Genomic DNA, 12,374 nt, shown 5'->3' with positions numbered 1-12,374 from the left:
CAAGACCCCGACGCTTTGGAAAATCATTATTAATCAGTACACTAAAAGAACTATTTGAAGGAAACAAAGAATTATTTAAAAACTTATATATCTATGACAAATGGGATTGGAATAAGAAATACCCTGTTATTAAAATAGATTTTGGATCCATGGCTTATAAAAATTCAGATCAATTAAATGATTCTTTATTCGATTTTTTAAATAAAACTTCAAAAAAATTTAAAATAGAACTAATAAGTAAAACTTTGCCTCAAAAATTTGGAGAATTAATTGAAAATATTAATGAAAAATTCAAACAAAAAGTTGTGATTTTAATTGATGAATATGATAAACCTATTATTGATCATATAACAAATTTTGAAATAGCTGATGATAATCGTAAAACTTTAAACAATTTTTTTCAATCTTTAAAAGCTAATGATGAATTTTTGAAATTTATTTTTATCACTGGAATATCTAAGTTTTCATCTACATCTATTTTTTCAGGACTAAACAACATTAATGACATTACACTACATAAAAACTATAATACTATTTGTGGTTACACTCATAAAGAGCTAGAAGAATATTTCAAAGAACATATTGAAAACTTAGGGAAAGAAAAATCAATTAATTACAATGAAACATTGGAAAAAATTGAATCATGGTATGATGGATACAGTTGGGATGGGAAAAGCAAAGTATATAACCCATTTTCAACATTGCTACTTTTTGATGAAGGAAAATTCTCAAATTATTGGTTTAAAAGTGGAACACCAACATTTCTAGTGGAAATACTCAAAAAGGAAAATAATTTGAAACCAATAATTGAACCTATACTTGCAACAGAAAATGACTTAGACACATTTGAAATTGAAAACATAGACCCCACAACACTACTATTTCAAACAGGGTATTTAACAATAAAAGAGAAAAAATTAAATCAGGATAATATTGAATACATATTAGATATTCCAAATTATGAAGTTAGAGATTCATTAATAAGTAGACTTCTTATGACTTATACAAATTTAAGCGATGGTCACTTGAAAGAGCTTAAAAACAAAACATACATAAGTATTTTAAACAAAGATAAAAAAGAATTCCTAGAAGTCCTTGAAAACATATACCACAGACTATCCTATCAAAGGAGATGATGAAAAATATTATCATGGAATCTTCTTAGTTGCATTATACTTATTAGGTGTTGATTCACAAGGAGAAGTAACAACCTACTCAGGAAGAGCAGACACAATCTTTAAAATAAAAGACAAAACAATAATCACAGAAATCAAATACTCTTCAAAAAAATCCACAAAAACAATAATAAAAGAAGCATTCAAACAAATAAAAGAAAAAAAATATTATACAAGATACAAGGATGAAAATCCAATCTATTTAGCATTAGCTTTCTCAAAAAATGATATAGATTGCGAATTTAGGGAAAAACTAGAATAATTTTAGACAAATTTTCAATTATAATAAATTAAACAATTTTTTTTTATAAGTGTTTTAATTAAAATTACTAATTTATTAAAAAAATATTTACAATTTTTTTATGATTATGACAATACCCATTGTATTAAAATTGTAATAAAAGATAAATTCATTGATATTCCAAGTGCACACATGCTTAGAAAGAAGCGTTTAAGGATGACTAAAAATGAAAAGTAAAGAAACTATGAACATAGACTATGATCATGATCATGACATTTTATTTGTTTCTTTAGATGATGAAGTTTATAAAGACTATGATTACTCCGAATTTCTAAATGATTCAGTATCTATTGACTTTACTAAAAAAAACAGACCTGTTGGTGTTGAAATAGCAAATGCTTCAAAACAGTTTAAAACTGAAAAAGTCAATTTCCATAATATTCTTAGTGGAGATATTAATATAAAAATTAATAAAAAAACTATCATGCTGACTGTGAGTTTGCTTGTTGAAATTCGCAATGGATCAATTCATTTGAATCCTATTAAGGTAGAACAGGACAACCTTTTAAATATTCCAAACATTGAAACTAATGGAGTAATTGCTTAAAAACTATATTATTTTTTTTATTATGCTCTATTACTTATTACTTTTTATTGCAGTATTATCATTATAGCATTATTCTTATTATCCTTATTATTCTTATTTTAATGAATCAAAATTCTCTGAAACTTGAGATATGCCCTAATTTGATTAAGGTAATTTTTGTGTTATAAACTATCAAATATAAATAATAAAATATAAATTAATCTCTTTTAACTTTTTTAATAATTAAAAACCCAAATACAAACAATTTTTAACTCTATTTAATATTATTTTAATTATTTATGTAAAAAAATCAGTTAAATTTTTATATAAATCTTTAATTAAAAATATCTAAAGAAATATTAGAGAATTAAAAAGAATGCAAATAAATAAGAAGCAAAATTAAAGATTTCAATAAATTACTAAAACAATAATCATTATTAAGAAAAACACAGCACCATACAAAAAAATCAGTCAATAAAAAATTCTATTTAAATCTATTTTGCCTAAACAAATCACATAACTCAATTTTAGGCTTAAAAAAGAACTATAAATCATTACAAAATATGAAAAATATAAACAACAACTTTTCTAATTACTTTTTAATAGATTTTAGACATACTTTTTTTAATATTATTGATATTTTTATCTCATTATCTTATCCTATTTTCTTTTTTTTACTTTAATTTTACTTTATTTTATATTTCAAAATCTTTTTAAGTTATAATGTCCGGGGGGGGGGGTGATTCATTTTTTTTATTCTATCTAAGTTTTCTAACAGTTTTATTTTTTAGTTAAATTTATATATTAAAATTTATATAAGAAATAATATCTTAACATCATTTTTTATAAAATAGTAATACTATAATGAATTATTTCAACAATTGTAGTACTTTTTCCAATGATGTGAGATTTTTAAGCTATAAAATAAAGATATAATTAATTTTGTTTTATACAAAATAATGATTTCAGAAAATGGAGACAAAATTAAAAAAAGCACAACGATTTTCAACACCCAAAAAATCAGACATGCAAATTAAATAAAAAATTTTATAATTTTTTTTATAAAATTAAATAAAAAAAAATAAGAGGTTCTAATATGGCATTAAATGATTTTGAAAGTGTAGAAAACTTATACACTCATGTAAGTAAAGAAGGTTCAATGTTTTTTGAAAAAAGCGAGGTTACTTATGCTACTACAAGTCAGCAAGTGATCAATTCTAGTACAAATCTACAATATAGAAATTGTGGCATTGAATTTTATATGGATAAAATTGTTATTAGTGCCCGTGGAGTGTTTTCAGGAAAAAATAAAGGTAATGATACATTATATTTTATTAATATTGCTAATATTGACGAAGATATAGGATTATTATCCCACTCTATACGATTATACACAAAAGGAGGAGCAGGCATTTATATTTTAAGAGGTAATAAGTATGTTTTTATTTTAGAAGCAATTAAATTCTTTTACCATCAATATATGAATAATAAACTTAATGAACCAGTTAAAGACTCTAAATCTGAATTATCTGCTATGGATGAGATTAAAAAAGCTGGAGAATTATTTAATAATGGTTTAATAACTGAAGAAGAGTTTAAAAATATTAAATCAAAATTACTTGAGGACTTTTAATAAATTAATTTGCAGTTTATACTTAATTACTGGTATTAACCTTATGAATTTTTTAAATTTAATCTGTCACAGAAAAAAAGAACGAACATTAAAATTAAAAGGACATTACTTCCCAGTCTGTGCAAGATGCACAGGATTTTATATTAGTATAGTTTTTTATACTGTATTAGCAATGTTTGTTCCTGTTAAATATACGTTTAATAGTACTTTATTAGCAGTGTTATTGTTAATTCCTTGTACTATTGATGGATTCACCCAATTATTTGAATATAGAAAGAGTAATAACAGTTTAAGATTAATAACTGGTTTAATTGGTGGATTAGGTTTAATGATAATTTTTAAAACTTTAAAATTTATGTTCATTTACTAATAAAAATGAAAAAAAATATAACATTGGAGGATATAAAAATATGGATAAGAAATATATTATTGGAATAGTTTGTATATTTTTAATAGCTATTGTAGGACTAGGAATGGCACTTGATGGAGGAGATAAAACCCCAGAAGACAAATCAACTAATTATGAAGGATATCAGATAAAAATTATTTATGACGGTGAATGGACTAGTGTCGCTGGAGGAATTGACTCTTCAAATTCTTATGATGGAAATGGAAATAAAACTATTGACCTCGCTGATGTTTCAGGAGATATTGTTTCTGCAAATGCACAAAAACAAGATGGTAGTAGTTCTAAATTAACAATACAAATATTAAAGGACGGTAAAGTTATCAAAGAAGGTTCTACAACTGCAGCTTATGGTGTAGCACAAATTACAAGTAGTTAAAAATAAATATCAAATTTTTTTATATTTTTTTTATTGTTTGTGTATTACTTTTTATTAAAATAGTATTAATTTTATTCTTTTTTATTTTATTTTTTTTACTTTATTTTCAACTATTTTTTAAAGCTTTTTTTGAGCTTTTATAATTTTTAATGTTTCACAGGTTTTACAAATATCTCCTGAACAAGGTTCTCCACATAATTGACACTCTTTTAGATTTGCTTTTGGTGGAGTGATATTAAATGTCTTTTTAAATGATTCCATTATATTTCTTTTGGTTCCTTTATTTTTTGATTCGGTTTGATTTAAAAAATTCTTTATTTTAGATCTTAAAGATAAATAAGAGTAAGGACATTCATCTAAATGTATATTAATATCATTTAGCACTGCCCATGTTCCAACATCTTTTTCTGGAAGGTTCCATAATGGCTTAATTCGTGGAGTCAATTTTGGATGAATTCTATTAAGTTTTGGTCCAAATTTTGAGAATTTAATTGTATCTCCTCTAGCAAAACTCATTAAAAATGATTGTATTTCATCATCAAGGTTATGTCCAGTAGCTAATTTATCCACACCAAGATTATGGGCTGTTTTATTTAAAATAGTCCTTCTAAATATTCCACATACAATACATGCACTTTTAAAATAGCTATAAATATCGTCTAATTCATATTTAAATTCTTCTTTAAATGATTTTTCTACTAATTTAATTTCTAATTCATTTGATATTTGACGAGCTGTTTCTAATCCATGATTTCTATAATGTTTAATCCCTTCATCTACACTAATAGCTATTAACTTAAAATTTGGTATTTTATTATCTTTTTTCAGCTGATTTAAAGCATACAATGTTAATACACTGTCTTTTCCTCCAGATAGTGCAACAGCTATTAGTTCATCTTCTTCTATGAGATTGTAATTTAAAACTGTTTCTTTAATATTTGAAAATATGTATTTATTAAATTCTTTTTTATTTATTGTTTTCATTTAATCACAAAAAATTCCTTAAAACTAAGATTATTTTAGAATAAATTATTTTATAATAAGATTCAACTTTATTTATTCTTATTTTTTTTATATTATTAATGTTTTTTTTATTTTTTATTTAATTTTTTTATTATAATTTTTTTATTTTATTCTACCATTAATTTTATTATATGCTTTAATATTTCATAATTAATTTAAATAATACTCATTTTAATATTTTAGTATTATTTTACATATTTTTGAGTATATTTTATTATATTTTTTATATTTTTTTATTAAATTAAAATATATTTTTAATATTTTTTTATCAATTTTGTCAAATTAAGGAAGCATTAATATAATTTGATAAATAAGTATTATAAATTGAAATTAATAAAAAGATAAATAGCAAGTTAATTTATAAATAATTTCAATTTTTTAGTGAAACTAATGAATTTGAAAAAATTTTTCTTAAGTTGACAGCTGTAAATTTAGAGCACTTAAATTATCCTCATGTGTTTTTAATAAATTATTAAATATTTATTATTATAGTGTTTCTTTAAATTCACAATCTATCTCGTCTTTTGAGAAAGCTAATGCTAAATAAATTGGATTTTCATCTTTATATCTTGTGTAATACTTTTTTTCTTTTATTTGTTTGAATGCTTCTTTTATGATTGTCTTTGTGGACTTTGTTGAGGAGTATTTAATTTCTGTGATTATTGTTTTGTCTTTTATTTTAAAAATAGTATCTGCTCGTCCTGAATAAGTTGTTACTTCACCTTGAGAGCCAATACCTAATAAATATAGTACTACTAAGAAAATGCCATGATAGTATTTTTCATCATCTCCTTTAATTGGATAAGATAATCTATGATATATGCTTTCTAGGACATCTATGAACCCTTTGGAATCTTTATTTAAAATACTTATGTATGTTTTGTTTTTAAGTTCTTTCAAATTCCCTGTACTTAAATTTGTGTAAGCCATTACAAGTCTACGAATTAGAGACTGCCTAACTTCATAGTTTGGAATGTCTAATGTGTATTCAATATCTCCATAATTTTTGTTTTTTTCTTTTATTGTTAGGTATCCTGTTTGAAATAGCAATGTTATAGGGTGGATATTTTCTATTTCAAAGGTATCTAAATCATCTTCAGTTGCAGATATAGGCTCGATTATTGATTGTAGGTTGTTTTCTTTTTTAAGTATTTCCATTAGAAATGTTGGTGTTCCACTACTAAACCAGTAATTTGAAAATTCTCTCTTATCAAACAGTAGTAATGTTGAAAATGGATTGTAAACCTTATTTTCCCCATCCCAACTGTATCCATCATACCAATGTTCGATTTTAGCTAATGTTTCTTCGTAGTTAAAGGATTCTTCTTTTCCTAAATTATCAATATGTTCTTTAAAATGCTCTTCAAGTTCTCTGTAGGTGTAACCACAAATTGTACTGTAATCTTTATGTAATGTAATGTCTTTAGGACTGTTTAATCCTGAGAAAATCGAAGTAGATGAAAATTTAGAAACTCCAGTTAAAAAAAGAAAATGTAAAAATTTATCGCTTGATTTTAATACTTGATAAAATGCGCTAAGAGTTTCACGATTATCGTCAGCTATTTTAAAATTATTTATATTATCTATTATGGGCTTATCATACTCATCAATTAAAAATACTACTCTTTCTTTGAATTTTTTGCTGACTTTTTTAATTAATTCCCCTAATTTTCTAGATATATCTTCATTGTTTAATTTAATACTAAATTCTTCAGCTGTATCATCTAAAAAATGGTGGAGTGATTTTTCTAAATTTTCAGGATTATTATGTCGTATTTCTCCAAAATCTAAGACAATAACAGGATATTTCTTATCCCAATCCCATTTATCATAGATATAAAGACCTTCAAACAATTCCTTATTTCCAGAAAATAGTTCTTCTAATGTACTAACTAAAAGTGATTTTCCAAATCTTCTTGGCCTAGAGAGAAAATAAACTCTACCCCTATTTATCATTTCATATATATGAGATGTTTTATCCACATATAAATAATTTTCCTCACGTAATATAGAAAACGATTGAGTTCCAATGGGTAATTTTTGCATATTATTTATCCCCTATTTTATTTAAGTTAATTATATATTTCTTTGTTTATAAAAACATAAATACTTTTCCTAGGTTTAGCATTTCTGTCAAGTTAAAAAATATTTTCTATTTTTCCTTTATTTTTTCTATTTTTCCTATAATGTTCTTTTTTTTATTATTTTTTTAATTAAAACAAGTTTTATATTAATTTTTATTATATATTTATGTTTTTTTATTAACTAGGAAATAAGCATTTTAAAACCAAAAAGTTCTTAACTTGACAGAATTTTTTATGCGAAGCTATTTATATTTAAATTTAATAATAATTAACTATGATTATTGCAGATATTGCTATTTTTCCTATTGGGATAAATGGGACTGAATTATCAAAATATGCTTCTGTTGCTGTTGAAGCTATAAAAAAGTCTAAAATTAAATATAATTTGACTTCAATGGGTACTCAAATAGAATCAGAGTCTTTAAATTTTATATATGAAGTAATTCAATCAGCCCAAGAAGCTATTTTTGAATTAGGAATTGGTAGAGTTTATACAATAATAAAAGTTGATGATAGGCGTGATATTTCTAACAAATCAATGGAAGACAAAATAAATTCAGTAAATAATCTATTGAACAAGTAAATAAATAATTTATGAACTTATTTAATTAATATTTATTAAAATCAATTTTAAATGTGTTTTATAGTTTTTAACTTTTAATAATTTTTATTTTTTAATATTTTAATAATTTTAATATTTTATATAATTTTAGTATTTTTATATCTTTATTTTTTAATAATTTTGTGATAATATGAGTTTAACAAGTATTTTATTTAATAGTTTAAAATATCCATTTTTAAATCTTAAGACATTTATATTTTTAATATTTTTATTTGTTTTGTCTTTAATGTCTTCATTTTTTAATTTTGGCTATTTTTCAATAATTTTAATCATTGTTAGTTTGATATCTTCTATTTTATTTTCTGGATTTTTATTTGAAATTATCTCTACTTCAATAGTAAATAACAGATTAAATGAACATCAATTTGTTGAGAATAATGAGAACAATGTTAATAATTCTAATAATAACTCTAACAGTAATTCTAACAATAATTTAATTAATAATTCAAATAATGATTTAAATCAACAATTAAGTAATGATTTAAGCAATAATCGAGATGTTTTTTCCACAAATAATAATAATAATAATAATAATAATAATAATAATAATAATTCTCGTAGTTTTTATGATTTTCTTCAAAATGAAGCAAAATATTTAGAAAGTGTTTATGGTAAAAAAAAGCAATTAAAAAAACCTATTTTTTCATTTAAAAAGAATTTTGTAGATGGAATAAAATTAATCCTAATTGATTTTATTTATTATATTGTCCCTATTTTGATAATGGCTTTGCTTGCTTTTAAATTAAAATTAATTCCAATCCTTCAAGAAATTGTTCCTTACATCAATAAATATGGAACTCAATATGTTTCTCATATTCCTAATGATTTAATGCTTCAAGTAGCAAATATTGTTTCAATTCTTACATTGACATTTATAGTTTTATACTTTGTTGTTTCAATATTTTTAATAATGGCTCGTTGTCGTTTTGTAAAATTTAATTCATTTAAAACAGCTTTTCAATTTAAAGAAATAATTAGAGACATTAGTGAAATTGGTTGGGGAAAGTATTTAACATATTTAGTATTAATTGGAATTGCTTTATTTATCTTGTCTTTAATTGGGTTATTTTTAATGAATTTAGGGGTTATAGGAATTGTATTTTCACTTTTCATTGTTTTTCCATTTTTAGTTATGTTTTTTTACAATTCAATGGCTTTGATTTACATTGAAGGGGAAAATCAAAAATATTTAGATGAAAATAAACATGTATAACTTTAAGTTTTTAATTCAACTTAATTTTACTGAAGCATCTTTTAATACTTTAACAATGTAATTTAAGTCATCTAAAGTTAATGATGGGTGGACAGGAAGTGAAATAACACTCTTTGTAGCATCTTCAGTATTTAAAAGATTATCATTGTATCCAATGCTTTTATAGTACTCCTGTTTATAAATAGGGATTGGATAATGAATTCCAGTTCCAACACCATTGTCATTGAGGAATTTAACCCATTCATCTCTTTTTTCACCACTTACTTTAATGGTGTATTGATGATAAACATGTTTAGTTTTATTTTGAGATATTGGAGTACTTATTCCTTTAACATCGCTTAATTCTTCATTTAAATATTCTGCATTTTTTATTCTTGCATTGTTGAAGCCATTAAGTTTTTTGAGTTGTGCCAATCCAATGGCTGCTCCAATATCAGTTAGTCTAAAGTTATATCCTAAAATAGCATGAGAATATCTTTGACTTTCACCATGTGCCCTTATCATTTTAGCCAAGTTGGCATATTCTCTGCTGTTTGTAGTTATTATTCCTCCTTCACCTGTTGTCATGTTTTTTGTAGGGTAAAAGCTAAAACATCCCAAATCACCAATGTTTCCAACTTTTTTTCCCTTATAAATAGACCCATGTGCTTGAGCTGCATCTTCAATTACTACTAAATCATTGTCTTTAGCAATTTTTAATATTTCGCCCATCTCCCCAGCCTGTCCATATAGCTGGACTGGCATAATAGCTTTTGTTTTATCTGTAATTTTTTCTTCTATTTTTGATGGGTCTAATGTGTAAGTTTGAGGGTTAATATCGCTAAAAACAGGTTTAGCTCCTGTATGAATAATTGTGTTGGCTGTTGCAGCAAATGAAAATGCAGTAGTTATTACTTCATCCCCTTTTCCAATCCCTGCAGATAATAAAGCAACATGAAGAGCTGTAGTTCCTGAACTAGTTGCTATTGCATATTTGGAACCTATAAATTCCGCAAATTTTTCTTCAAACTCTGCTACTTTTGGACCTTGAGCTATTACTCCAGATTTTAAGACTTTGACAACTTCTTCTATTTCTTCGTCTTCTATTATTGGTTTTGCTATTGGAATTTTAATATTTGACAATTTAACACCTAATACACATTATTAATTTTTATTAATTATTATTATTATTATTAATTATTATTAATTATTATTTAATTACTTATTTTTAATATATTTCAAACTTTCAGAACAAACTTTTAGAAAAAGTTTGACCAAAAGCCATTAAAAATAGATCATTTTATTTTAAAGTAATGCTTTTATTATTTTTAAATAAATATTTAATATTTAAAGTATAAATAATTAAAGTACATAAATATATTTTTAATAATATTTAATAATATTTAATAATATTTAACAAATTTTAATAAATTTTAATAAATTTTAATACATTTTTATCATTTTTTATTTTTTTATTTTTTTATCATTTTATTTTTTATTATTTTTCAAATATAATTTATTTTTTAAGTGAATGCAATGGATTTAAACTCAAATCAAGAAAACCATAATTCTCATATTGATTCTAAGATTGATTCTAATATTAATCAAAATAATGAAGAAATAGAGCTAATTGAAGAGGGATTAGTTAAAATAGCTTTTCCAAAATTTGATAAAGTATCATCTAAATCTCCTGTTTTTTATAACCCTAAAATGGAATTTAATAGAGACATTTCTGTTTTAGTGTTACAGGTTTTTCAAAAACATTTGAATCAAGAAAGTTTTAACATTGCAGATTTATTTAGTGGAAGTGGAATACGGGGAATTAGATATAAAAAAGAGATTAATGGAGCTAAAGATATATTTTTAAATGATATTAATCCATTAGCCATTGAATGGGCTAAATTTAATACTTTAGAAAACAATGTAGATCTTGAATTTTCTCAAAAAGATGCAAATATTTTTTTAAGAGAAAATAGAGGGCTTTTTGATGTTATAGATATTGATCCATTTGGAACACCATCATTTTTCTTAGATTCCGCTGCATATGCCATTAAAAAAAATGGAATATTGTGTGTAACAGCTACTGACACATCTGCTCTTTGTGGGACGTATAAAGAGCCATCTATTAGAAAATATAATGCTTTATCTTATAAATCAGAATATTGTCATGAAAATGGAATTAGAATACTAGCAGGATTTTGTGCACTTACCTTAGCTAAATATAAGAAATATATTGAGATTAAATTTTCCCACAGCAGTGAACATTACATGAGGCTGTATTTTTTGGTTAAAAAAGCATCTAAAGCAACAGATGATTCTTTAAAAAAAAATATTGGACATATTAGCCATTGTCCACAATGTCTTTACAGAGTTACAAGTGTAGGTTTAACTTCCCCTGTTGAAGAGCTTTGTCCAATCTGTGGAGAAAAAATGAAAATGGCTGGTCCACTTTGGATAGGAAAATTAGGTGAAAGGGAATTTATAGAAGACATGATTAGTGAAATTGATAATAAGAGTCTTAATACAGAAAAACAAATCTTAAAATTATTAAATATCTCTTTAGATGAGGTTGATGCCCCAACTACTTTTTATGATATTCATAAAATTTCTAAAAACTTAAAGATAAGTGCTCCAAAACAAGACAAGGTAATTGAAGCCATTAAAGATAAGGGATACATATCAGTTGGAACTCATTTTAATTTACTCGGAATTAAAACAGACATTGATATTAATGGCTTAAAAGAAATTGTTAAAAATTTATCTATTGATAAATAACTTTTTTTTTTAAAATTTTTTTTATTTATCTTTTAACTTAATACATTTATTAAATTTGTTTCAATTTTGAAACATTTTTTTATAAGTAATTATTTCAAATTTGAAACATTTTTTTATATGCTAGTGTTTCAGTTTTGAAATATATAAATAAGGAGGTGGGTTTTTCATAATATTTTCATTTTTTTTAGATGCTTTGCAATGATTATTTTTTATAAAACAGATATTTAATTAAAATATGTTAAAAATACATATTTAAAT

At 23.7% G+C, this 12,374-nt stretch carries 12 protein-coding genes; 9 read left to right on the top strand and 3 right to left on the bottom strand.

Going from position 1 to position 12,374, the window contains the following annotated elements:
- The 6 genes from MBCUR_RS08455 to MBCUR_RS08430 form a co-directional block, all read left to right on the top strand.
- Positions 1 to 1,136, top strand: a 1,136-nt coding sequence (locus tag MBCUR_RS08455) for an AAA family ATPase (RefSeq protein ID WP_067092480.1), incomplete at its 5' end; no start/stop codon positions are given.
- Positions 1,096 to 1,437: a PD-(D/E)XK nuclease domain-containing protein gene (locus tag MBCUR_RS08450; protein WP_067092479.1), complete on the top strand. Its 342-nt coding sequence runs from the start codon at positions 1,096 to 1,098 to the stop codon at positions 1,435 to 1,437. The genes MBCUR_RS08455 and MBCUR_RS08450, both read left to right, overlap by 41 nt.
- 205 nt (positions 1,438 to 1,642) lie before the next feature.
- Positions 1,643 to 2,023, top strand: a complete 381-nt coding sequence (locus MBCUR_RS08445; protein ID WP_067092478.1) for a DUF2283 domain-containing protein — start codon at positions 1,643 to 1,645, stop codon at positions 2,021 to 2,023.
- Positions 2,024 to 3,098: 1,075 nt separating this feature from the next.
- Positions 3,099 to 3,635 carry an SHOCT domain-containing protein gene (locus MBCUR_RS08440; RefSeq protein WP_067092477.1) on the top strand — a complete coding sequence of 179 codons (537 nt, stop codon included), beginning with the start codon at positions 3,099 to 3,101 and terminating at the stop codon, positions 3,633 to 3,635.
- Between the two features lie 43 nt (positions 3,636 to 3,678).
- Positions 3,679 to 4,005 (top strand): DUF2085 domain-containing protein, encoded by a 327-nt coding sequence (locus tag MBCUR_RS08435; protein ID WP_067092476.1) that lies wholly within the window; start codon positions 3,679 to 3,681, stop codon positions 4,003 to 4,005.
- Positions 4,006 to 4,045: 40 nt separating this feature from the next.
- Positions 4,046 to 4,420 (top strand): hypothetical protein, encoded by a 375-nt coding sequence (locus tag MBCUR_RS08430; protein ID WP_067092475.1) that lies wholly within the window; start codon positions 4,046 to 4,048, stop codon positions 4,418 to 4,420.
- 117 nt (positions 4,421 to 4,537) lie between these two features.
- On the opposite strand, the gene MBCUR_RS08425 is transcribed toward MBCUR_RS08430, so the two are convergent.
- Positions 4,538 to 5,404 carry a TIGR00269 family protein gene (locus MBCUR_RS08425; RefSeq protein ID WP_067092474.1) on the bottom strand — a complete coding sequence of 289 codons (867 nt, stop codon included), beginning with the start codon at positions 5,402 to 5,404 and terminating at the stop codon, positions 4,538 to 4,540.
- A 525-nt stretch (positions 5,405 to 5,929) separates the two neighbouring features.
- Positions 5,930 to 7,489, bottom strand: coding sequence for an ATP-binding protein (locus MBCUR_RS08420; RefSeq protein ID WP_067092473.1), 1,560 nt, complete (start codon positions 7,487 to 7,489; stop codon positions 5,930 to 5,932).
- A gap of 312 nt (positions 7,490 to 7,801) precedes the next feature.
- Between MBCUR_RS08420 and MBCUR_RS08415 the strand changes: the two genes are divergently transcribed.
- A complete protein-coding gene (locus MBCUR_RS08415; RefSeq protein ID WP_067092472.1) occupies positions 7,802 to 8,110 on the top strand; it encodes an MTH1187 family thiamine-binding protein in 309 nt (102 codons plus the stop codon).
- Between the two features lie 169 nt (positions 8,111 to 8,279).
- A complete protein-coding gene (locus MBCUR_RS08410) occupies positions 8,280 to 9,362 on the top strand; it encodes a DUF4013 domain-containing protein (RefSeq protein ID WP_067092471.1) in 1,083 nt (360 codons plus the stop codon).
- Positions 9,363 to 9,377: 15 nt separating this feature from the next.
- Here MBCUR_RS08410 and MBCUR_RS08405 read toward each other — a convergent pair whose 3' ends face one another.
- The gene (locus MBCUR_RS08405; RefSeq protein WP_067092470.1) at positions 9,378 to 10,484 is read right to left on the bottom strand and encodes a DegT/DnrJ/EryC1/StrS family aminotransferase; all 1,107 of its coding nucleotides are present in this window, start codon (positions 10,482 to 10,484) and stop codon (positions 9,378 to 9,380) included.
- Between the two features lie 393 nt (positions 10,485 to 10,877).
- Between MBCUR_RS08405 and MBCUR_RS08400 the strand changes: the two genes are divergently transcribed.
- Positions 10,878 to 12,116: a tRNA (guanine(10)-N(2))-dimethyltransferase gene (locus MBCUR_RS08400; protein ID WP_084269659.1), complete on the top strand. Its 1,239-nt coding sequence runs from the start codon at positions 10,878 to 10,880 to the stop codon at positions 12,114 to 12,116.
- Positions 12,117 to 12,374 lie beyond the last annotated feature (258 nt).

Source organism: Methanobrevibacter curvatus, from assembly GCF_001639295.1.
In the GTDB taxonomy this organism is placed as follows: Archaea; Methanobacteriota; Methanobacteria; order Methanobacteriales; family Methanobacteriaceae; genus Methanoflexus; species Methanoflexus curvatus.
The sequence above is the reverse complement of the archived record's forward strand: the minus strand, read 5'-3'. Positions and strand labels throughout refer to the sequence as shown.

Excerpts from the sequence above, each read along its gene's own strand:
- MBCUR_RS08445 (WP_067092478.1), top strand. The coding sequence starts at position 1,643 with ATGAAAAGTAAAGAAACTATGAACATAGACTATGATCATGATCATGAC.
- MBCUR_RS08440 (WP_067092477.1), top strand. The coding sequence starts at position 3,099 with ATGGCATTAAATGATTTTGAAAGTGTAGAAAACTTATACACTCATGTA.
- MBCUR_RS08435 (WP_067092476.1), top strand. The coding sequence starts at position 3,679 with ATGAATTTTTTAAATTTAATCTGTCACAGAAAAAAAGAACGAACATTA.
- MBCUR_RS08430 (WP_067092475.1), top strand. The coding sequence starts at position 4,046 with ATGGATAAGAAATATATTATTGGAATAGTTTGTATATTTTTAATAGCT.
- MBCUR_RS08425 (WP_067092474.1), bottom strand. The coding sequence starts at position 5,404 with ATGAAAACAATAAATAAAAAAGAATTTAATAAATACATATTTTCAAAT.
- MBCUR_RS08420 (WP_067092473.1), bottom strand. The coding sequence starts at position 7,489 with ATGCAAAAATTACCCATTGGAACTCAATCGTTTTCTATATTACGTGAG.
- MBCUR_RS08415 (WP_067092472.1), top strand. The coding sequence starts at position 7,802 with ATGATTATTGCAGATATTGCTATTTTTCCTATTGGGATAAATGGGACT.
- MBCUR_RS08410 (WP_067092471.1), top strand. The coding sequence starts at position 8,280 with ATGAGTTTAACAAGTATTTTATTTAATAGTTTAAAATATCCATTTTTA.
- MBCUR_RS08400 (WP_084269659.1), top strand. The coding sequence starts at position 10,878 with ATGGATTTAAACTCAAATCAAGAAAACCATAATTCTCATATTGATTCT.